Origin of the sequence: Maribacter caenipelagi, assembly GCF_004364175.1 — a bacterium.
Taxonomy (GTDB): domain Bacteria; phylum Bacteroidota; class Bacteroidia; order Flavobacteriales; family Flavobacteriaceae; genus Maribacter; species Maribacter caenipelagi.
Genome location: NZ_SNZW01000014.1, coordinates 15,743 through 39,363 on the forward strand (window position 1 = coordinate 15,743; position 23,621 = coordinate 39,363).

Sequence of the window (23,621 nt, forward strand, 5' to 3'; positions counted from 1 at the left end):
GATTTTACTTAAAGATACGTATTAGATAAAATGCCTGTTTAATACCATAAATAAGTTTTTAACCTGTTATGAACAATAAAGCTTAAGGCAAAAAAGAGCTAAGAAAATTAGGGTTATCATAATTCTATCTAGAGACAATTGTTAATATGTAAAGTATTAATAACGTAAATGTTACAATTGGCAAATCGTGTTGCTAATAACGGTTAAATTGTGCTGTAGAAAATTTTTAGACATAACTTTGCAAAGTAAATTTTCAAAAAAAAGACTATGAGATTTCATACTAGAAAATTAGTAAAGCCTGGTGATTTGAATTCTAACGGAACATTGTTTGGAGGTCGATTATTAGCTTGGATAGATGAAGAAGCAGCACTTTACGCTATAATTCAATTAGAAAACGGTAAAGTGGTTACCAAATATATGTCAGAAATTAATTTCATGAGCGCTGCCGTTAAAGGCGATGTTATTGAAATTGGTATTGAAGTAGTTAAGTTTGGTAAAACATCATTGACCCTAAATTGCGAGGTTCGTAATAAAATGAACCATGAAACTATAGTTACCGTAGACAACATCATTATGGTTAACCTTGGTGAAAATGGAAAACCTGCAGCACACGGTAAAACTAAAATAGAATTTGTAAAAGATCGACTAGCAGCAATGGGTGATGATTTTTAACGCTCACCCATTTCTTTAGCTATAGCTTGTACTTCGTCAAGTACTCGCATAAGGTTACCACCCCATAATTTGGCAATATTTTCTTCAGAATATCCACGTTTTACTAGCTCAAGGGTAACATTGAAGGTTTCTGAAGCATCATTCCATCCTGCAATACCACCGCCACCATCAAAGTCAGAACTAATGCCTACGTGGTCAATACCAATTAACTTTACCATATAATCGATATGGTTCACGAAATCAGAAACATTTACGGCTTCAGGTGCATCAGTCATATTAACGACCAATTCCTTTCCTATTTTTAAAACCTTTGGGTAGTTTTCCATAAAGGCTTCTTTTTCAGTATCAGATAAACTTGAGAACTGAGAGCGCTCGTACCAGGCGATATCTAAAGAATCAGCTACTTTTTCATAAATAGATTTCATGTATGCTGCTCTAGCTTCATGTTTTTCAGTATTTAAGTAAGAGCTGAACGCAACGGTCTGTACTACGCCGCCATTTTCTTTCATCAACATTAATTGTTCGTCATCTAAGTTTCGACTATGATCACATAATGCTCTTGCAGACGAATGAGAAGCTATAATTGGTGCTTTTGATAATGATATCATTTGTTTCATAGCTTCTTTTGAAGGGTGAGAAACATCTATCATTATACCTAGTTTATTCATTTCTACTACTGCTTGCTTACCTAAATCACTTAATCCGTTATGCAACCATTCATCATCGGCTTCACCGGTATTAGAATCTGAAAATTGGCTATGGCCGTTATGTGCTAATGATATATAACGCGCGCCTAAATCATGGTAGGTTTTAAACTGTGCTAAATCTGTTCCGATAGAGTAAGCGTTTTCAACACCGATCATAGCAGCTTTTTTTCCAGAACCAACTATTCGTTCAACATCTGCAGAAGTTAACGCTAATTCTATGTCTTCGGGGGCAATTTCTTCGCACAATTTATGAATAGCATCAAATTTTGACATTGCGTTCTCTTTTGCCTTGGCATAGCCTTCATCTGTCAACGTATCTTGACCTGTATAAACGATAAGCCAAGTGACGTCTAAACCACCTTCTTTCATCTTCGGTAAATTAACTTGGTTATCTAACCTCTGACTGTAATTTACACTATCTACAAAGTTTTTTACATTAATGTCATTATGGGTATCAATGGTAATAACATCATCATGAATTCGATGTGCTTTTTCTAAGGTAGTTTCTTCAATTTTCTCTTTTTTTTCGCCGCAAGAGATTATGGTTAGTACACATAATAAATAGATAAGATGCTTCATCAGATGAGTTTAGACCTACAATTTAAGTGTATTCACAACAAATAACCACTCTTAGAGAACATTTTATTGTTCTCGCAGCGGTATTGATGCATTTTTAGGTAATTATAAATAACAACCCTCTTAAACTAAAGAATACCTATTTATGTCAATTTCAAATACTAAGGATTTACTTGGTCAATTATCTCAACTAGAAAGAACAGTTAGCGAATTCTCTTTTGAAGAGTTAAATGCCGCTGAAGCTAAAGAGTTAAAAAGCTCTTTTAATACCTTTCGTTCTAGTTTAGAAAGACATATTTATGCACCAAAAACAGACCACGTTGTTTCCAATAAAAATGAGGGTTCTGTTACAGAAAATCAAGACACTTCAGAGAAGCAATTTATAGCTCACGTTAGTCATGAAATTAGAACCCCATTAAATAGTATTATTGGGTATGCGAATCTTTTAAAAGAAGAAAAATTAACCCGTGGGCAACATAAAAAAGTAGATGCCATTCAGTTTGCATCAAATACGCTTTTAAAGCTGATTAATGAAGTTTTAGAATATTCTAAATTATCTTCGGGTAATAACAATTTTGAGACGGTAGAATTTAACCTGCATAGCTTACTTAATGACGTTATGTTCTTATGTGAGACATTGGTAATGGATCGCAAAATAGAACTGTTGATAGATATCGACGAGAACGTGCCTAAAATAATAAAAGGCGATCCATCTAAATTATCTCAAATACTTCTTAATCTATTAGGGAATTCGGTGAAATTTGTTCATCAAGGATTTATAAAATTAGAAGTTTTCACCAAACAACGTATTAATAACGAATGTCTTATAGAGTTTTCTGTTGCCGATACTGGTATTGGTATCTCTAAAGAAAAAATCAAAACCATATTTAAAGGTTACACCCAGGCAGAAGATGATACTTCTAAGAAGTATGGTGGTACTGGACTTGGTTTAACCATTACTAAAGAAATTATAGGTAGGCTGAATGGCGAAATCGAAATAGATAGTACAATAGATAGCGGAACTACTGTTAGGTTTAGAATGCCGTATGCTATAGCTAGTCCTACTACGGTACCAAGTAAATCTTTAAAGAAGGTTACAAAAAACGATAACAGTGGTTTATTGGTAGGTACCGAAATATTGGTATTTGAAGATAATAAGATGAACGAACACCTTATTGTTGAACAATTGACAAAATGGGGCTGTACGGTTCATGCAGATGTTGATTTAGATAAAGGCTTGTATTTGCTGTCTTCAAGAAAAATTGATCTCATTCTAATGGATTTAAAAATGCCTGGTCAAAATGGATTTGAAGTTTCAAAAGCCATCAGAAATCATAAAAATTCAAATGTAAATTCAGTACCAATTATTGCTTTTAGTGCTGATTTTACAGAGCAGGATAGTAAAGATTGTAAAGAGATAGGAATTAATGATTTCTTATTAAAACCATACACCCTAGACGATTTAATGTCAACAATAGTAAAGAACAAAAAATTAAACACAGAGCATCAAGATTTTGCCTCAATACTTCAAAAGCCAATGATAGAACCAAAAGAAACCACGGTTATAGACCTAAACCATCTAATGAAAGATTGTTTCGGTGAAATTGATATGCTAAATGAATTAGTAAAGTTGTTCAAATTGAACGCCATTGAGTTCATAGGTAATGTAAAAATTCATTTAAAAACCGAAAATTTAAAGGAAATCGCGTTATCTGCCCACAAATTAAAGGCTGGTTTTGCCATGATAAAAGCTGATGGAATGCGAAAGTTAATTGTTGAACTAGAAAGTAGCTGTAAAACAAATCAATTTGAAACAGTAAAAGAGTTATATGAATTGTTTTTAAACGATTATCCTTTATTAGAGGAAAACTTGAACAGTGAACTAGAAATAATGAATAAAAAATAAGATGGGTAAAAGTGTTCTATTAGCAGATGATGACCAACTTTTAGCGTCTTTATTAAACTTTAGACTGAAAAAAGGTGGCTATGTAGTACATCATTCAGCCAACGGAAAAGAAGTAAAGGAGTATTTAAAAAATAAAATGCCCGACATTATCGTGAGTGATATTATGATGCCGTATTGTTCTGGTATCGAGCTTATTGATTATGTTCGAAATGAACTTAAATCAAAGACACCTATAATTATTATATCATCGGCAGGTAATGAGCAGAACGTTCTTACAGCTTTTGAATTAGGTGCAAATGATTTTATAACGAAACCTGTAAGTCCAACGGAATTACTAGTTCGAATAGCGCGAGAAATAAGTAAATAAGTAAGATAAAAATTTGTTGATTCCCCCTAATCAAATTAAAATATCGCTAATAACTGCACCAGAATTCAATTTAGAATATCTCTGGTGGCTTACTATATTGTTTTTTGTGTTGTCGGTAATTTATTTTGTTGGTGTATTCATCATCAGAAATAAAATTACATCAAATAACAGTCGTACCAAAAATAAAAAGGTCGAGTTTTCCCCTATGATCAATGAATTTCTTTTTTATGAAGATTCAAATACTAAGGAGGAAAAAATGAATTATTTAAACCTAAAAGTTCAGATTAGAGAATTAATAAAGAATAATTTCGATAGAGATGTTCTTACCGAAGTTTTGCTTGATCTACGAAAAGATTTATCTGGTCAATCGCAAACGGTATTAATTGATTTATATAAAGATTTAGGACTACATCACAATGCTTACGAAAAATTAGGCAGCAGAAAATGGCAAGTTGTTTCAAGTGGTATACTAGAATTGACAACTATGGAGGTTGATGAGTCATACGGACTACTTATAAAATTCATAAACCATAAACAAAGTACCATTCGTAAACAGGCAGAAATTGCAGTGGTTAATCTTAAAGAAGAGGGTATTAAATATTTTCTTGATAATACCAAGTTTAAGATTGCTGAATGGCAACAGTTAAAGTTGTTAGATGTACTTAGACATAAGCCTAATTATAGTCCGCCACAATTCGGGCTCTGGTTAACTTCTACCAATATCCACGTAGTATTGTTTTCTTTGCGTTTGATTAAATATTATAGTCAGAACGATGCTGAGCAATCTATAATTACCCTGTTAAAACATAAGAATCGAGATATTCAGGCAGAAGCTATTGAGTGCATTAAAGATTTTCATTTCGTGAATGCTTTAAAAACATTAAAATTAGTGTATTCCAAGGCTAGTCATGATATTAAAATAGCCATTTTAGATGCCATTGGAGAATTGGGTACAAAGGCCGAAATTTCTTTTTTAGAAAATCTGCATTTGACAGAACGCAACTTTAATATAAAAAGTAAAGTAATAGGAACACTCAACAAAATTGATCCTGAAAGAGTTTTACCAACTAAAAATATATCTAAGCCAGATTTTTATGATGTTATATGTGATGATGCATTGCAAGAAGAGGATCTTTCAATTATCGATAATCATGAAGATATAATATTAGAAGATAAGAATGCAGATGTTTCTACTGAAGTAGATGTTGAAACAACAACTACTGAAGACATAACAGTAATATCACCTACCGTTGAAGAAAATGTTGCACTTAACGATATTGAGGAAGCAACTGTTGAAGAACTGATTCAAAAAGATGAGACAGCATTAGATGTTGATGAAATAAAGAAGGTCAAGTCATTAGAAGATATCGATTTAAGTTTTTTACCTCATATTAAAGATGAAGAAGCATTAGAGGAAATAAAAGAAAATGAGACTGTAGTCGACAGTGAGCAAGTCCAAGAATTAGAAGAAGAAGAACAAGAAGTATTAAAGGAAGAAGAAGAGCTTACTTTTAGTTTTCTACCATATGTTGTAGAAGAAGATGTTATTCAACAAGTAACTACTTCTTATAAAGATGACGATTTTCAACCGTTATTTGAATTAGATGATGAATCAATGGAAGATACGCAAGAGCAGTCTTCTATAAATCCGTTAAATAATATTTCAACGAATATAAATAATGGACTTGATTGGTCTACTTTAAATTCAGAAAAAATAGAGCAAAATAAAGTGGATATCAACACAGCTGATTCGGCTGAGCCGCTTATTTCTTTTGAAAATGATAATATTTCTTTCACGGCGAATTTTATGCCTCAAGAAGAGCTTGATGCCATGGTATTGTTAGAAAACATATCTGAGCTTGGTGACTGTCGCGAACTCATCCTTTTATACCAAATTATAGAAGAAAATAGTTCTGAAGTAGTTATCGAGAGAGCAAATGAATTAATTCAGAAATTCTCATACCAATCACCACGACCAAATGAATTGTTTTCTGATGATAATGATCTTGCCGAAAGTGTATTTACAGATATTTATAATCTAGCCGATTATGAGACAAAACTTATGCTTATCGGCGAAATTAAAAAAGTTGGTGACGAGAAAGAAATTGATCTTTTAAATAATGTTATTCAAACTGAATCAAAAACTCTCGTAAAAAAGGCTACTGAAGCCCTAGCACATATAAAGTCGCAATTGGCAGTAGTCACTGATCATTCTATTATTGCATCAGACGAAGATTCCATTTTTAATGTCGGTTTTGAGCTAGAATTTAATAGGCCAACAGAACATAAAAGATCTGTTTCGAACGAAAATGGTTCTACTTTGTTCGATCAATTATGCTCCATGTCCAACTCCTTATACCGAAAGAAAAATGGATAGTGAACTATTTGGTGTGGTATTGGAATACATCAATTTTGTATTCTTTGTTTTTACCTTAATTCTGTTTGTCCTGTTTTCATTAATGGCGTATTTCTCTACAAAGAACTCTCTTCATTATAGAAATAAAAACAGTTTTACAGATATCACCAAAATAATGGCTTCTCCTTTGGCGCCAACCATCACTATAATTGCTCCCGCTTATAATGAAGGCTTAACCATTGTAGAAAATATTCGCTCTTTATTATCACTTCAATATGTCAATTATGATGTTATGGTCGTGAACGATGGAAGTAAAGATGATACATTACAAAAACTGATTGATTCTTACGACCTCGAAAAAATAACTGTTGAGATGGATCCCGACTGGAAATCTAAAACAGTTCGTGGTATCTATAAATCAAAAAACAGGGCTTTTGAAAAGCTTACCGTTGTTGATAAAATGAATGGTGGCAAGTCAGATGCTTTAAATGCTGGTGTTTCATTGTCTACCAGTAAATATGTAGGTTGTATCGATGTCGATTGCCTGTTACAACCAGATGCTTTATTACACGTGGTCAAATCATTTTTTCAACGTTCTAAGAAAAGGGTGATTGCGGTCGGCGGAGTAATACGTGTAGCCAACTCTTGTATCATACAAGGTGGTCAACTTGAAGAAATTAGATTACCAACTAATTGGTTGGCTAGATTTCAACTTTTAGAGTACACCCGTTCATTTATTTTAGGTAGAATGGCTTGGGGTAGAATTGATAGCTTACTTATAATTTCTGGTGCATTTGGCTTTTTTGAACGTGAAATTGCGTTAGCGGTTGGTGGGTATGATACTGATACTGTTGGTGAAGACATGGAAATCGTTTTTAAAATGCGTCGTTATATGCATGATAGAAAAGAACCATATACGATAGAATATATTCCTGATCCGTTGTGTTGGACCGAGGTTCCTGAAGATCTTAAAATTCTAGTCAACCAAAGAGACCGTTGGGCTCGTGGTAATTTAGAAACATTGTTCAAACATAAAGACATGTTGTTCAATTCAAAATATGGTAGACTTGGTTTATTAAGTTATCCATATTGGTTTTTCTATGAATGGCTTTCTCCTTTATTGGAGTTTTTTGGCTTTTTCACCATTATACTTTTTGCCTATTTAGGCATTCTAAATTGGGAATTCTTTTTCATGATTACATTGGCAATTTTCCTTTTCTCTATCATGATTTCATTTTATGCCATTCTTTGGGATGTGTATTCTTATAACCAATATCGTAAAACAAAAGACATTTTAATACTTATGGGTCTGGCAATTCTAGAGCCTTTCATTTTTCACCCAATTGTAGTGTATGCTGCAGTTAGGGGCAACTATAAAAAATTATTCAAAATAAAATCTGGTTGGGGATCCCAAGTTAGAAAAGGTTTTGCAAAAGCATCTTAATAAGCAATGAACACAAGTCAAATAGATAGATATTCCTTAAAGCAGTATACACGGCTTATGATATCCTTTTTCGGATGTTTGTTCGTGTTGGCGCTTTTTCAATACGGTATGCTGTATTATAAAGGGGTTATCGATACTATTTTTTCAGTAAGTTTTTTAAAAGCTATTGTTCATCAAATAGGTTTTACCGCGTTGATGGGTATTGTAATGGTGTTACCTTTCAATTTTTGGGAAAATTTGCGCTCCAAATACGGCTTTAACCTTGTCTTCGTTTTATTGAGTTTTGTACTCATATTCGAAGCGTTACTTACGGCCTACTACTGTACTACATTAGTGCCATTAGGTTCAGATATTTTAGGATATAGTTATGCAGATATGAAAATAACGATAGCTAATTCTGGCGGATTCATGATTTCATTTTATCTGCTCATTGGCATATCTATATTAATAAGTCTCTTTTTAGCACTCTATAGAATTACTTCTAAAGTCTATCATCGAATTAGCAAAATGTATCCGTTTACGATTGTTTTATTTAGTCTGTTTATGGCTTCTTTATTTACAGACGGCAAACCTATTAATCAGAATAAAGTACAATATCTCGCTGTTAATGTATACAATACCAGTACCGAAGACAATTCGTATACATCGAAAGAAGAGTATCCTTTGGTGCAAAGTGCAAATGTAGAAAATGTGCTGGGTGAGTATTTTAATCTTAAAGAAGAGAAACCTAATATCGTTTTTATAATGGTCGAAGGTTTGGGTAGAGATTTTGTTGGTGAAGGTGCCGAATATGGCGGATTCACACCTTACTTAGATTCTCTAACTACTAAATCTTTATACTGGGAAAATTTCTTGAGTAATACGGGTAGGACATTCGGAGTATTACCATCATTATTAGGTTCGTTGCCTTTTGGTAAAAGCGGATTCATGGAACTAGAAGAATACCCAAACAAATTGACCATGTTCAGTGTGCTTAAAAATAATGGTTATCATACCTCATTTTATCAAGGCACCAATAGTTCTTTTGATAAGGTTGACCGATTTTTAACTAGTGAGAATGTTGATTTTGTGTTAGATAAATCAGGATTCGGAAGTAAATACCAAAAACAAGCTGAAGATGCCGCAGGTTCTTCTTGGGGGTATCCTGATATGGAATTGTTTAAGAAAAGTTTAAGTTTTGAAAGAGGTGAAAATCAACCACGATTAGAGGTTTACATGACTATTAGTACACACGAACCTTTTATTCCGCCAAATCAAGATTTGTTTGAAGGTAAAGTAAAGAATATACTAGAAAATGGCAGTTTTGACTCTAGAGTCGAGAAAATCATTGAAAAGAATGATAACGTTTTCGCTACACTGTTGTATACAGATGATGCTATAAAATGGTTTATGGAATCATACAAAACACAACCAAATTACGAGAATACGATTTTCATCATTACTGGTGACCATAGGCTTATACCTATACCACAGCGTAATACTATTAGCCGTTTTCATGTTCCGATGATTATGTTCAGCCCTATGCTCACAACCACACGTAAAATGAGTTCTGTTTCATCACATTTCGATATTACTCCGTCTATATTGGCTTTACTATCAAATTCTTATGAATTGAAAATGCCTAAAAAAGTGGCTTGGATGGGTGGTGCACTTGATATGGAAACTGCATTTAGGTCTACAAAAAATATTCCGTTGATGCGTAATAAGAACGAATTGAAAGAATATATAAGTAAAGAAAAACTATATACTGATGGCGATATTATGGAACTAGACGAAAATATGAATGTCAGTTCTGCTTTTGGTGGTGGTTCTATTGAATCTACCTTAGAGCGATTTAAATCTGTGAACCATTATGTGACTACAGAGAACAAGATAATTCCTGATAGTTTGGCAATTTTCACGATTCAAAAAGAACAATTTACCGATAGTGAAACCGTCTGGTTGAACAGTGTTTACGACGGTAAAGATTCTGATAAAGGATATTTTAAGGCGCGGGATTTAGCATGGAATAAAAAATGGGATAAAGCCTTGTTGCTATGCCGTTATAACCTTTCTGGAGCACCTAGTCATATTGACACTAAAATATTAATGGGAAGAGTGAATTCATGGAAAGGGAATCATGAAAAAGCAGCTGAAATATTACAAGAGTGTATTTCTGTTAATCCGAATTATATAGATTCTTATGCTGCACTTTTCGATGTGTATTACTGGTCAGATAAATTGAATGAAGGTTTAGAGCTAATCGATAAGGTCGAAGCAAATAGTTCTAGTGCCAATGAGATTGTAGATAAAATTTCTAGGGCCCGAACAATTGCAAGAAATGCCGGTATCAAAGTACACAAACCAAAACAAAAAGAACCCGCTACTACCATAGCATCTGTTAAATAATGAGGAAAACGTTTATACATATCATTCTTTTGACCCTATTAGCCGGTATTGTTCGTGTTAGTGGTCAAGATACTGCTGGTAATTTCGATACTGCATATGCATTGGCGTATGAGGGCAAAACCAATACTGCACATAATATGCTGTATTTAATGATTAACAAGCCTGCTACCGATATAAATACTTCTATATTATGGGCGAGTACATTGAGCTGGCGAGGTGATTATGATTTAGCACGTACCGAATTCAACGCTATATTATCAACTAATAAGAATAATAGAGAAGTATGGATTTCTGCGGTTAAAAACGAACTGTATGCTAAAAACTATGCTACAGCATTGGGACTGGCAAATAAAGCATTGGCGAACATAGAAAATGATAAAGAACTAAAAAGGCTTCAGGCATTAGCTAAAGTTGGTATTACTAGTTTGTCGTATGCCAAAGATGGTTGGTATAATGTCGATAGCGCTGTTAAAACTAAATTAGTAGGCGCTAAAAAATCAAAAAAAACGGAGGCGAAAGTTATTGATGATAAAAACGGTGAATTATTAAGAAAAACGCCAGTGACAGAAGAGAAACTCAAAAATTCTGTAATGGTCAATAGTTCAGTTACGTTTTATGACCAACGTTTTGATCCTATTACCACGTCTAGTATTGCTTACAAAAGACAAACTCCTTTTGGATCAATTATCCCAAGAATAAATAATAGCAATAGAGTTGGTAAGAACGGAATTCAGTTAGACCTCGATTTGTATCCTAAAATTGCTAAGGGGTTCTATGCCTATGTAAATTATGGATATTCTGAATCTGACCTATACCCCAATCACAAAATGGGTAGCGATGTGTATTATAATCATAAAAGTGGTGTTGAGTTTTCTGCCGGTGGTAGATTTATAAATTTTGCGACTAAAGATGTCAAATCAATTACCAACTCTTTAGGTTATTATAAGGGAAACTATTATTTCTCGCTACGCTCATATATAACGCCTGAGTCTAATAAGCTTACTAGGGTCTCGGGTAACTTACTAGTACGTAAATATTTAAAGGATGCCGAAAATTATATGGGTTTAAATGTAGGTTATGGTTTTTCACCTGAGTTGAGACAGTTTACTTCGGGCGATCAATTGTTGGCAGAAACACTTTTGTATATCGAATCGCAACGATTAAGCTTTGAATATCAATTTACCAGTAAAAATAACCTTAGTGCCTATAGAACTAATGTAGGGGTTTTGCGACAAGAGCAATCTTTTGATCCTGGCAGCTATTTTTATTCTATATCTGCAGGTTTAACTTATGAGTTTAATTTTTAGACTGCATAGCAGATATCCACTTATCGGCATACATACCGTACACCAAACCTAACTCATTATCGTAAACATATTGCTCATCTTTGCCTGCGTCGAAGTTGACGTTGAAAACATATACTTTAATGCCCGCATCTCTTAATTGCAGCATCAATTTTTTCTGACTTGAGATTATTCTTCTTGAAACTGCAACGTGACTAACGTTATTGACTTTTAGAAAATTTACTTTATCACCTTTAATAGCTAACAACGGTTCTTGAGAAATCATGGGGTGTATACCTTGCTCAGATGCCTTTTCTACTGCCATAACGCTAAATAGTTCCATTATTAGACGGTCTTTATCTATAAACGAATCAGAGAAGGCTATTGGATCGTTCACCTTATCGGTAATCAAGGTCGCATCTGGGTGATTCTTAAACCAGGCATTAATTCCATCCATATCTAAGGTCGTATAATCGCCATAAATTTTCTGTTTCATAAATTGGGCGTGAGTAGGAGGTAAGGTACCTGTATAATCTGTAAAACGTGCCCACATATTCCAATCATGTGCCGCCACCAATTTACCGTCGGATGTTTCTATAATGTCCAATTCAAAATTTCGGAAGCCCTTTTTATAATTCTCATCTAAAGCATGTTTCGAGTTGGTAGATTTCACTCCGTTAATCTCTCCACCGGCATGGGCAATGTATCTATCTATATTTGATTCAAATTCATATACCTCTTTCGGAAAATAAATAGCAGTACTACCAACGGATGATGTAATACTTAAGGTTTCTGTGATGGAATTATCATTTACCTGTTCAGTAATAGTACCATTTATATTATGCATAATGTATGCTTGCCTTCCTTTTAAGGCGCTTAATTGTAGAAAGCCTAAATCAGATAACTGCTTTTCGAATCCTGTTAATTGTGCTGCTGCAGAATCATGTGCCAACATTGCAAAAATCGCCTTAGATTCTATCATTTGAGTAAGCACTTCTAAAAATGTTTTTACATCTTCTTTACTACCATAGGTATCAAAAGTTTTGAACTCCACTTTATTATCTGCTTGTAGATGAACAATTGTTAATCCGCGTTCTATTGATTCGGTTTGAGAAGCATAAGAAAATGTACTTCGCTCATGAGTATTAAAACTATGACTATTTAGAATTAATTCTAATGATTGTAAATTTTCAAATGAGGAATCTATAGTGCTTCTATTTTCTGCTTTTACGGGTTTCCAGATAAAAAGTAAAATTAATAGAATAGGGACTTTATGGTTGAATAGTAGATGTGAGAATCTTGTCATTGTAATTATATTTTCAGCTTAATCAAAGGTCTTGGAATATGATATACCATTTATACTATTGTAAAAACGTAATTAGATCAATGGTATTGTAATGATAAATACCTTCTTCTTTATTTAAATAGGATGTTTAAGGTACTCTAGAAATAAAGCTACATGATTCTTTAATATAAAGGATTATTTACTTTCATTTCATTCTTAGAGAAATATCATTAGTGGGGAAACATACCTGATTTTTGAAGAATATCGTTAAAATACCAATAAATAGGATGAAATACCACTTGTGAAGCCTAGCCAATTACAGGGTTCATAGGTTTTAGATGAGTAAACAACACTTTTTTATAGGTTTTACAACATATTTAAATTAGTTCACCACATTTTGTTGTCACAGCCTTATCATCAGTATATATTTACTTCAAGATATGAATACCCAAATTAAGATTAACTTTTAAACCTACAATATGCTTTACGACACCTACGGAGAAGAATACCTTTTGTTTCTTCAAGATTTAAATGAGATTCTTAGTATCAACGAATTAGCAGAGTTGGACTATATGTAAGAGTCAATCAAACCAAAACCAAAAAAAATACACCCATGGCACACCAAAATCAAGATTTCTCATCGTATCAAAACTTTATTCAGGATCTTAATAGTATCCTAGTAAACTTTAATATCAACAAATTGACCTATTCGTAGTGTTCCCAAACATTATGTAAAAAGAAAGCGCCCGTTTATAACGGGCGCTTTCTTTTTTTAAAACAATAATAAAGTCTAGCCTAAATACGTCTTTAACAATTTACTTCTAGAGGCATGGCGTAATTTACGAATTGCCTTTTCACGAATTTGACGTACACGTTCTCTTGTTAGATCGAATGTCTGTCCAATTTCTGCCAAAGTCATAGATTGTTGATCACCGATGCCATAATAAAGTTTAACAACATCAGCCTCTCTTGGCGATAATGTATCTAAAGCTCTATTGATTTCAGTATTCAAAGACTGTTGTAATAAAATATTATCTGGTCTTGGAGACTCTCCTGAACGTAATACGTCATATAGGTTAGAATCTTCGCCTTCACGTAAAGGTGCATCCATAGATACGTGTCTACCTGAATTCTTAAGTGATTGTTTCACTTCAGAAACCGTCATTTCTAATTCTTTTGCAATTTCTTCTGGAGAAGGCGGACGTTCATGTGCCTGCTCTAAATAAGAAAATGTCTTTTTGATTTTATTTATAGAACCAATTTTGTTCAACGGTAAACGAACAACTCTAGATTGTTCAGCCAAAGCTTGTAATATAGATTGTCTGATCCACCAAACGGCATAGGATATAAACTTAAATCCTCTTGTTTCGTCAAATCTTTTTGCTGCTTTAACTAAGCCTAAATTTCCTTCATTAATTAAATCTGGTAATTTAAGACCTTGATTTTGATATTGTTTTGCTACGGAAACCACGAACCTTAAATTTGCAGTGGTTAATTTCTCCAAAGCTGCTTGACTACCTTCACGAATCTTCTGCGCCAGTTCTACCTCTTCATTCGCTGTAATCAAATCAATTTTACTGATATCTTGCAAATATTTATCCAGTGATTTCGACTCACGATTCGTTACCTGCTTGATAATCTTTAGTTGCCTCATATGTGTGTATGGAATTTAGAAGTTGTACAAGTTTACAGTATACCGCTTTTTATCCGTATTTCCTAATGAATTTCACTATACTTCTACAGCATTTATTAGCTTTAACAAAGATTTAGCCTTTTAGGACATTGTTCCTGTAAAGCGTATTTTTGAATATAGACACTGAATTTTTATGAGTAAACGGGCTTTAAAAACATACCTCTCCAAACTTCCAAAAAAGGCTTTGGAAGAACAAATCGTAGAGCTTTACGAGAAATTTCCGACCGTAAAAACTTATTACGATTTTGCATTTAACCCTAAAGAAGATAAATTGGTGCAAGATGCAAAAGCTAAAATATCTAACGAATATTTTCCGCTCAAGAGAAGAAAACCTAAAGCCCGTAGGTCTGTCGCACAGAAATTTATTAAGCATTTCGTCAAGCTGGGGGTAGACCCACATTTAATTGCTGATGTTATGTGCTATAATCTCGAAATTGCACAAACCTTCTCGATGGAGAAGAATGTACCAGATTCTTTTTATAGAAGTATGCTAAACTCATTTAACGAGGTTATTCAATTTACTACCGTTCAAGGTGTCTTTCCAGAATTTCGAGCGCGCATTTTAAACATATATACCGAAACGCAAAATCAAAAGTGGCTTTTTGAGGATGAATTCTCAAAGGCTTTAGATATTATAGATTAGTATATGGCAATAGTAGTTATTAGGCAGGATAATAAGATAGATGTGTGGAAGAATGCCTTACAAAAGGCAGATAGTTCTATAAAGGTGTATAGCTATTTAGAGAGTCACCCAAAAGATGAAATAACCATGGCGGTCATCTGGAAGCATCCAACCGGTACGCTAGCAAATTACCCTAATTTAAAATGTATTGCATCTGCCGGTGCTGGTGTAGATTATATTTTTGAAGATAATACACGTCCTAAAAATATTCCTATAACACGTATAGTGGATACGTTTTTAGCGGGTGATATGTCTGAGCATATACTGAGTGTCTTACTTGCTTACCTTAAAAATTTAAACATTTACAAGTTAGATCAAGTAGCACATGTATGGGAACCTAAAAGTTATTTACGAATTAAAGATGTAACTGTTGGTATTTTGGGTCTCGGTGAATTAGGTGCACTTACTGCTTCTGACCTTACCAGATTCGGATTCAAGGTACAAGGGTGGAGTAGGAGTAAAAAGAATATTGAGGGCGTAAGAACTTTTTTTGGTGCAGATGAACAACAAGAGTTCTTGAAAACTACCAATGTGTTAGTCTGTCTGTTGCCACTAACAACAGCAACTGAAGGTATTCTAAACAAGGAGCTCTTGTCTCAGCTTCCTAAAAATGCATACGTTATTAATGTTGCCCGTGGCGGTCATCTAGTTGACGAAGATTTAATCGATTTATTAGATTCAGTTCATTTATCTGGAGCTTGTTTAGATGTTTACCATACAGAACCCTTGCCTAAAACCCATCCTTTTTGGGATCATAAAAGAGTGCACATGACTCCCCATTACGCAAGTGTTTCCGATACCAATTCCGTAATTCCGCAGATTATTGAAAATTATAAAAGGTTGAATTCCGGAGAAAAATTGCAGAATTTAGTAGATTCTGACAAGGGCTACTAATATTGTTTTTTTCAGGTTTTTTATTTCCTAGACCCATAAAAATCTTATAATTTTATAAGGTTTTTGCATTATTAACATAAATAAACGCCTACACACCTTTTGAAATTACATAAAGAAACTGCTGAGAAAACCCTTTACGATTATCAAGAGGAAGATTTACATACTATTTTTAAGTATTTATATGAGAATGGCGATAATTCTAATTTGTTATACCAATTGCCTACCGGTGGTGGTAAAACGGTGGTATTTTCTGAGATTGCCAAACGCTACATCGCAAGAACCAATAAAAAGGTAATTGTACTAACACACCGTATAGAATTAAGTCAGCAAACGTCAAGAATGTTGAATGGCTTTGGTGTTAAGAACAAAATAATAAATAGCGAGGTCAAAGAGTGGCAAGATCAAGACGAGTTTATGTGTTTTGTGGCCATGGTCGAGACGCTTAACAATCGCTTGCAAGAAGAAAAGGTCGAGATTAATAATATCGGACTGGTAATAATTGATGAAGCGCATTACAACTCGTTCCGTAAACTTTTTAAATTCTTTGAAAACTCTGTTATTCTTGGGGTTACCGCTACTCCGCTAAGTTCCAACATAAAACTCCCCATGAAAGACAACTATAAAAAGTTGATTGTGGGCGAGTCAATTGAATCGTTGATTCAGAAAAAGTTCTTGGCAAAGGCAAATATGTATAATTATGATGTAAGCTTACAGAATTTAAAACTTGGTATAAGCGGTGATTATACGGTAAAATCTTCTGATGAATTATATGGTAACCACAGCATGCTTAATAAGCTTGTTTCTGCCTATACTGAAATTGGTAAAGGCACTAAAACGCTCATATTCAACAATGGTATAAACACGTCTAGATATGTTTGCGAGACCTTTAAAAAGGCAGGTTACAATATTCGCCATTTAGACAATAAGAATAATGCCACTGAGCGAAAAGAGATACTAAAATGGTTTAAAGAAACACCTGATGCTATTCTTACATCTGTAAGTATTTTAACTACTGGTTTCGATGAACCAAGTGTAGAAACAATTATTCTTAATCGTGCTACACGTTCTTTAACGCTTTATTTTCAAATGATCGGTCGTGGTTCTAGATACCTTCCTCATAAAGAAGAATTCAACGTTATTGATATGGGGAACAATGTTGCCCGTTTCGGATTATGGAATGCAGGTATCGATTGGCAAGAGATTTTCCACTTTCCAGATTTTTACTTGGAGAACATTAAAAACGATGAAGAGATCGAACGAGAGTTCGTATATGAAATGCCTGCAGATCTACGAGCAGAATTTGCAAATTCGACAGACATAGATTTTGATATTAAAGCGGAATATAAAAAGAGTTTTGCCAATGGCGAAAAATCTAAACTGGTTCTTGAAAAGAGTATTCAGCAGCATGCAAAAATATGTGTAGAAAATTCTGAAGATGTGTTTGATGCCCGTATTCTAGCGAAAAAATTAAAAGAAGAAATTAAGTATCGCGTACGCCAATATTCGTATTGTATTATGAACAATACCAAAAATTATAAAGAATGGCTAGAAGAGGATTATGAACGAAAATTGCGTTCTAAAATCTCTAAGATGTTCGCTGCAAAAATGTAATTTTTAAAGGTATTTGATATTCAGAATTATCTTTTATCTGGTTATCGATTTTATATTCTAAAGAGGTCTTTACTACCGGATTTTTAAAAATGGCGAGTCGGTTATTTATATCCGCAGAAGTTGGTTAAATTCAAGTGCTAGAACCACCAGAACTATTCCAACCAATGAAAAATCGCTTATTTACCCTCATTATATTACTTACCGTAGTCTTTTATGCCATTGCCGGCTATCACTTTCTTACCGGTTGGCACCCTTTGGTCATGATGTTCATAGCCATTACCATAGGTTTATGTATAAATTCATTAATCTACGTGTTTCTTAATATTATCGGTAAAGGCTCAAAAAATATACCGATGAAAACCGTAACTGCAATTCTAGGTGGTATCATCGTTTTCATTATTTTAAAATATATTGGTTTCGGGTGGCCTGTACTTTTCTATTCGGCTATTGCCGTTATTGGTATCCTGCTTTGTATTTCGATTTATCTATTTCAAATAAAAAGAACAGCACTTTCAAGTATATTTCTCGTGCTCATGTTAATTGGTGCGGGTTATATGCTGTTCGTTTTAGCGGGTTCTGGTTCCGACCCTTATGATAAAGAAATTCCCTTGGCATTTTCTAATGATAATGGGTTTCCCCCTACTGAGGTATTATTTGATAACCCGGCAGCATCTGGTGATTTTTCAATAAATACATTTACATATGGTAGCGGTACAGATGAACAAAGAACGGAATTCTCAAGGGGAGTCAAGTACAAAACCAATACGGTTGATGGTACTTGGCTGATACCAGATTGGACAGGTAAAAAGAAAAAATGGCGTGAGCGCTATTGGGGATTTGGGTCAGATAATTTTCCGCTTAACGGCAGAGTGTATATGCCCCAAGGTGAAGGACCATTTCCTCTAACCCTAATTGTTCATGGCAATCATAATATGATCGATTATTCTGATGATGGTTATGGCTATTTGGGAAGTTTATTGGCGAGTAGGGGAATAATTGCTGTTTCGGTTGACGAGAATTTTTTAAACGGACATTGGTCGGGTGATTTTAGGGGTAAAGAAATGCCGGCTCGAGCTTGGTTGCTATTAAAACACTTGGAGCTATGGAGAAACTGGAATAATGAAGAAGGTCACGAACTTGAACATAAAGTGGATATGGATAATATTATGTTCGTTGGGCATTCTCGTGGTGGAGAGGCGGTTTCTATTGCCGCAGCATTTAATCCGTTACCTTATTTTCCTGATCAAGCAAAAGAGAAATTCGATTTCAATTTCAATATTAAAGGGGTGGTGGCATTGGCACCTACTGATTATAGATATGACCGTAAAATAGTATTGAACAATATTAATTTTTTAAGTATACAGGGTTCTTATGATGCTGACGAGGTTAGTTTTTGGGGGATGCGCCCTTACCGTCGTTTAGAATACACGGATAGCATTTCTAGATTTAAATCGGGTGTTTATATTCACCACGCCAATCACGGACAGTTTAATTCAACTTGGGGAAATTCAGATTTTGGTGCTCCCTCAAAATGGCTGTTGAATTTAAATCCGTTATTAAAAGAAGAACAACAGCAAGAAGCCGCCAAGGTTTTTATAAGCGCCTTTGCCGAAGCTACTTTAAAAAACAATCAAGAATATCGTGGGCTATTCAAGAATGTTTCGGTTGCCAAACAATGGTTACCTGTAGAACATTATTTAACTTCTTATGAATCGTCTAATCATAAGACTATTGCAAATTTTGAGGAAGATATAGATATTACTACGGCAAAAGATAGCACCATAATAAAAGGTGTTAATCTTGCCCTTTGGAAGGAACAAAATCTACCGACTCGCGATGAGGGCAGTCAAGAAAACAATGCTGTGATTTTGGGATGGGATTATAAAAATGATACAAGTTCTTCGGATAAAGCAATGTATGAATTACGGCTTTCAACGGATGATTCTATTGCCATTACAACAAATTCAACTTTGCAATTTACCTTGGGTGCAGGAAATCATGAGTGGTTAGATATCAATTTAACCGAAAAACAAAAGGAAGCAAAAAATGAAGATGATAAACGGGAAGTTCCGCAGTTGGATTTCACCATACAACTTACTGATGCATCAGGACAAACCTCTGCACTAAAAGTTAGTGATATCAAGGGAATACCAAAACCATTAAAAACCAGGTTCACCAAATTCGCTTTTTTAGATAAAGAAATGATTGGTGAAGATTGGGAAGTACAACTACAGACTTATCATTTGCCATTAGAGAAATTCACTTCTATAAATCCTGAGTTAAATCTAGAAGAGGTAAGTAACATCACATTCATTTTTGACCAAACAGATTATGGGGTGATGGTCCTTGATGAAATCGGGGTTTCAGGAAGTTAGTTGTTGGTTGTCGGTTGTTGGTCATAGCGAGTGGAAAGTGGCTATCTGTTTCTTCGGGACACACCTACATACTATCTAATGAATGGTAAGTTCGAGTGAATTTCGAGGTACGAGAAATTAGTATCGAGAAATTAGTATCGAGAACGTTTGTTACACAAAAGGGTTATCGATACCTGCCCGCCGGCAGGCAGGCAACTTTTTGGTTTTCGCTATGCTACAACTAAAAAGCCGCTCGAACTGACAGAGGTACTAAAAATATACTTAATTACAATGATTCGGCAGATTGCCACGTCGCGAAAAGCTCCTCGCAAAAACGTTTATCAATTTGAATCTGCCAATTTAATCTGCCAACTGATACTGTAAACTGTTACTGATAGCTGAGAACTGAAACTGCCTACTGAAAACTTTATATAGTTTTAATTATTACGTAATTTCGAGCAGTCAAAAGTCGATACTTATGGAGGTTACTAAAATGAAGGAGTTTATTAAAGAAGTCATTAAAAATATGCCATCGGATTGGCTGAACCTAACAACCCATCGATTAGATATTTACAATGAAGAATTAGCTAAAGTTCAATTTTTAGGCCAGTTCGAAAACTTAGCAAATGATAACATTTCAGATACTTCCGCTCTAAGTGAATTACCTACTGCTTACGACTATATCAGGTTAGGTCATCCGCTGTCATGTATTTTAGAATGGGCAATTGCCAATATCAATACCATATCACCAGACGAGGTCATTAGTTTTTTGTCAAAGACAGCTCCTATTTTATCCATCCTAAGAACAAATTTATTAACTCATAAAAACACGCTGATTGCTTACACTGGAGAACTACCTAGTTCTTTTGATGCTGAAATATTACGCACAGTATATGGCTATACTTTCGAGTTGCAACAAGTGGATCATCCATCGAATATTTTAGACTTTGACGGTTCTACCATTTTTGTATCGCATCAAGATAAGTTTTCGGCTGAAAAGGTAATTTCAAATATTGATTTTTATATCAACATACACTCCGGTCTTGGTAGTGTTCTATTGGTTAACGGAGCCGATAATAAAGATTTTATATCCGACATTCAGCATTTCAGAAGAAGAGAGACCGTAGCAATGACACCAGCAAATTGTCTTAATGCGCTAAAGTCTTTTATTAACCAACCAATAGCCGATAACAAAAAAACAAACTCAGCTGAGAACAAGTCTCAGGTAATAGATTTAATAAGGGAAGTTAGTGGTACAATTACCACGCCACTGGTTGCATCAAGCGGACTATCGGTGCAGTATGCAATTATGATGGGATTGGTACATTATGCCGCTGAAAACTATAAGGGCAAGGAAATTAAAATTGTTGTTCCGCCAAATTGTTATGGTGGTACCAATGATCAGGCTAGGCGTGTCGCCGCTTGTAACGATGCTATCGAAATTGTTGATTTACCGGTTGATGGCGACAACGATATGGTGCAAAGTATCGATAAGGTTTTAGAGCAAATCGCTAAAGAGGATGCCATACCGTATATTATTGCAGAAATACCTACAAATCCGAGGGTAGAAGTTCCTGATCTTAAAAAATTAAGGGCTGTTTTAAGTGCCAAACGAAATACTAGTAATGGTGACGATGCTATCGAGCCTGTATTTATTCTAGATCAAACGTTTTGCCCAAATGTTCACTTTTTAGGGGATGACGATATTCTTTCATCCGTTAGAACAATATCATTTTCTAGTGGTTCAAAATTCCCTAGTGGTGGCAAATGTACTGCAGGCTATTGCATAGCAAATAAAAAAGGAGATACCTTAATGGATAAAATAGCATTGCACTTAGAGCTTTGCGATAATGAGGCTACAGACCTGCAATATGAAATTCTTGCGCAACAAATGCCTTCCATGAAAAAGCGAATTCAAGATGCATATGCAAATACGCGTGAATTTGTAGCGTTCATTTCAGAAACGCTACCCACCGCTAAAATTAATTTTGTATCGGAAAAATTGGCTAAAGAAGGGTTTACGCCGTCTGTTTTTTCATTAGATCTGCCTGCCAAAGGAGATACTGCTGAAGAACGTGAAGCCTACAAACGCGAACTAAACCATAGGTTGATACATCTTATGATCACCGAAATTCCTGAAGAGAGTAAATACTGTGTTAGTTACGGACAGTTAAAGGGTTGTTATTGGACGATACCTGCAACATCGACCCAAGGCACCACAAAAGAGGACGACAAGGATTATATAGCACGTGTTTCTCTTTCTCCGAATATGGATGTCGAACGCCACAAAGAAGTCTTTACGAAATTTGTTGAAAGTATGTAAATAAGGTAGTGGTGGATTAATCAATATAACCTTGCTCGCGCATCCACTCATCATTGAACATTTTACCAACATATCTACTGCCGTGGTCATGGAACAATACGACTACCACATCATCTTTTGTAAAGTGCTCTTGTAACTGCAATACTCCTTTTATAGCCGAACCGGCGGAGTTACCCAAAAACATTCCTTCTTCTTTTGCCAGTCGTTGTGTATACACCGCGCCGTCTTTATCGGTTACTTTGGTGAATCCGTCAATGATGCTGAAATCTACATTTTTTGGTAAAATATCTTCACCGATTCCTTCGGTCACGTAGGGATAGATTTCCTTTTCATCAAAGATTCCCGTTTCGTGGTATTTTTTGAATACGCTGCCGTAAGTATCAATTCCCCAAATTTTAATATCAGGATTTTGCTCTTTTAAGTACTTGCCCACGCCAGATATGGTTCCGCCAGTTCCCACACCAACTACAAAGTGTGTAATCTTTCCTTCTGTTTGTTTCCATATTTCCGGTCCGGTACTTTGGTAATGTGCAATGGCATTACTTGGGTTGTCATATTGGTTAACATACCAGCTATTCGTTGTTTCTTGCGCTAATCTTTTAGAAACCGAATAATATGATCTTGGATCATCTGGTTCTACCGCAGTTGGGCAAACCACAACTTCTGCACCTACAGCATGTAGAATATCACACTTTTCTTTTGACTGTTTATCCGCTAATACAAAAATACATTTGTAGCCTTTTACGATGGCCGCTAATGCCAATCCCATTCCGGTATTCCCAGAAGTTCCTTCAATAATTGTTCCGCCTGGTTGTAATCTTCCATCCGCTTCGGCATCTTCGATCATCTTTAAGGCCATACGATCTTTAACCGAGTTTCCCGGATTAAAGGTCTCGTATTTAGCTAATACTAAACAAGGTAACTCTTTTGTAAGTTTGTTTATTTTTACAAGCGGAGTGTTACCAATTGTTCCAAGTATATTTTCTGCGTATTCCATAGCTGATTTTAAAGTCCCTCAAAAGTATAAAACTAGATTGATTCTAGCAATATTGTTGCAGATACATCAATAATTGATTTGGA

Annotated in this window: 16 protein-coding genes; 12 read left to right on the plus strand and 4 right to left on the minus strand. The window is 34.8% G+C overall.

The annotated features are described in order from the left end of the window. Positions 1 to 267: 267 nt before the first annotated feature. Positions 268 to 672: an acyl-CoA thioesterase gene (locus DFQ03_RS08000; RefSeq protein ID WP_133672662.1), complete on the plus strand. Its 405-nt coding sequence runs from the start codon at positions 268 to 270 to the stop codon at positions 670 to 672. Here DFQ03_RS08000 and DFQ03_RS08005 read toward each other — a convergent pair. After that, entirely contained in the window at positions 669 to 1,958 is a 1,290-nt protein-coding gene (locus tag DFQ03_RS08005) for a dipeptidase (protein WP_133672663.1), read from the minus strand. The genes DFQ03_RS08000 and DFQ03_RS08005 overlap by 4 nt on opposite strands. A 142-nt stretch (positions 1,959 to 2,100) precedes the next feature. On the opposite strand from DFQ03_RS08005, the gene DFQ03_RS08010 reads away from it, so the two are divergent. The 6 genes from DFQ03_RS08010 (at position 2,101) to DFQ03_RS08035 (ending at position 11,723) form a co-directional block, all read left to right on the plus strand. Beyond that, the gene (locus DFQ03_RS08010; protein WP_133672664.1) at positions 2,101 to 3,861 is read left to right on the plus strand and encodes an ATP-binding protein; all 1,761 of its coding nucleotides are present in this window, start codon (positions 2,101 to 2,103) and stop codon (positions 3,859 to 3,861) included. A 1-nt stretch (position 3,862) separates the two neighbouring features. Further along, positions 3,863 to 4,228 carry a response regulator transcription factor gene (locus tag DFQ03_RS08015; protein WP_133672665.1) on the plus strand — a complete coding sequence of 122 codons (366 nt, stop codon included), beginning with the start codon at positions 3,863 to 3,865 and terminating at the stop codon, positions 4,226 to 4,228. 256 nt (positions 4,229 to 4,484) lie between these two features. Next, positions 4,485 to 6,605 carry a HEAT repeat domain-containing protein gene (locus DFQ03_RS08020; protein ID WP_133672666.1) on the plus strand — a complete coding sequence of 707 codons (2,121 nt, stop codon included), beginning with the start codon at positions 4,485 to 4,487 and terminating at the stop codon, positions 6,603 to 6,605. After that, positions 6,598 to 8,028, plus strand: a complete 1,431-nt coding sequence (locus DFQ03_RS08025; RefSeq protein ID WP_133672667.1) for a glycosyltransferase family 2 protein — start codon at positions 6,598 to 6,600, stop codon at positions 8,026 to 8,028. Before DFQ03_RS08020 ends, DFQ03_RS08025 begins: the two co-directional genes overlap by 8 nt. A 6-nt stretch (positions 8,029 to 8,034) precedes the next feature. Next, positions 8,035 to 10,416: an LTA synthase family protein gene (locus tag DFQ03_RS08030; RefSeq protein WP_133672668.1), complete on the plus strand. Its 2,382-nt coding sequence runs from the start codon at positions 8,035 to 8,037 to the stop codon at positions 10,414 to 10,416. After that, complete coding sequence (locus tag DFQ03_RS08035; RefSeq protein WP_133672669.1) at positions 10,416 to 11,723, plus strand: YaiO family outer membrane beta-barrel protein; 1,308 nt, start codon at positions 10,416 to 10,418, stop codon at positions 11,721 to 11,723. The genes DFQ03_RS08030 and DFQ03_RS08035 overlap by 1 nt, the downstream gene beginning before the upstream one ends. Here DFQ03_RS08035 and DFQ03_RS08040 read toward each other — a convergent pair. Beyond that, on the minus strand, positions 11,713 to 13,005 hold the full coding sequence (locus DFQ03_RS08040; protein WP_133672670.1) for a PI-PLC domain-containing protein: 1,293 nt from the start codon (positions 13,003 to 13,005) through the stop codon (positions 11,713 to 11,715). The genes DFQ03_RS08035 and DFQ03_RS08040 overlap by 11 nt on opposite strands. A 769-nt stretch (positions 13,006 to 13,774) precedes the next feature. Next, positions 13,775 to 14,638 carry a sigma-70 family RNA polymerase sigma factor gene (locus DFQ03_RS08045; protein ID WP_036154298.1) on the minus strand — a complete coding sequence of 288 codons (864 nt, stop codon included), beginning with the start codon at positions 14,636 to 14,638 and terminating at the stop codon, positions 13,775 to 13,777. 172 nt (positions 14,639 to 14,810) lie between these two features. Between DFQ03_RS08045 and DFQ03_RS08050 the strand changes: the two genes are divergently transcribed. The 5 genes from DFQ03_RS08050 (at position 14,811) to DFQ03_RS08070 (ending at position 22,541) form a co-directional block, all read left to right on the plus strand. Next, complete coding sequence (locus DFQ03_RS08050; protein ID WP_133672671.1) at positions 14,811 to 15,320, plus strand: DUF6155 family protein; 510 nt, start codon at positions 14,811 to 14,813, stop codon at positions 15,318 to 15,320. 3 nt (positions 15,321 to 15,323) lie between these two features. Beyond that, on the plus strand, positions 15,324 to 16,253 hold the full coding sequence (locus tag DFQ03_RS08055) for a 2-hydroxyacid dehydrogenase (RefSeq protein ID WP_133672672.1): 930 nt from the start codon (positions 15,324 to 15,326) through the stop codon (positions 16,251 to 16,253). A gap of 99 nt (positions 16,254 to 16,352) precedes the next feature. Continuing rightward, positions 16,353 to 17,864, plus strand: a complete 1,512-nt coding sequence (locus DFQ03_RS08060) for a DEAD/DEAH box helicase (protein ID WP_133672673.1) — start codon at positions 16,353 to 16,355, stop codon at positions 17,862 to 17,864. A 164-nt stretch (positions 17,865 to 18,028) separates the two neighbouring features. Next, a complete protein-coding gene (locus DFQ03_RS08065; protein ID WP_133672674.1) occupies positions 18,029 to 20,239 on the plus strand; it encodes a polysaccharide biosynthesis protein in 2,211 nt (736 codons plus the stop codon). A gap of 457 nt (positions 20,240 to 20,696) precedes the next feature. Next, positions 20,697 to 22,541 (plus strand): PLP-dependent aminotransferase family protein, encoded by a 1,845-nt coding sequence (locus tag DFQ03_RS08070; protein ID WP_133672675.1) that lies wholly within the window; start codon positions 20,697 to 20,699, stop codon positions 22,539 to 22,541. A gap of 16 nt (positions 22,542 to 22,557) precedes the next feature. On the opposite strand, the gene DFQ03_RS08075 is transcribed toward DFQ03_RS08070, so the two are convergent. After that, a complete protein-coding gene (locus tag DFQ03_RS08075; RefSeq protein WP_133672676.1) occupies positions 22,558 to 23,538 on the minus strand; it encodes a PLP-dependent cysteine synthase family protein in 981 nt (326 codons plus the stop codon). Positions 23,539 to 23,621: the final 83 nt, after the last annotated feature.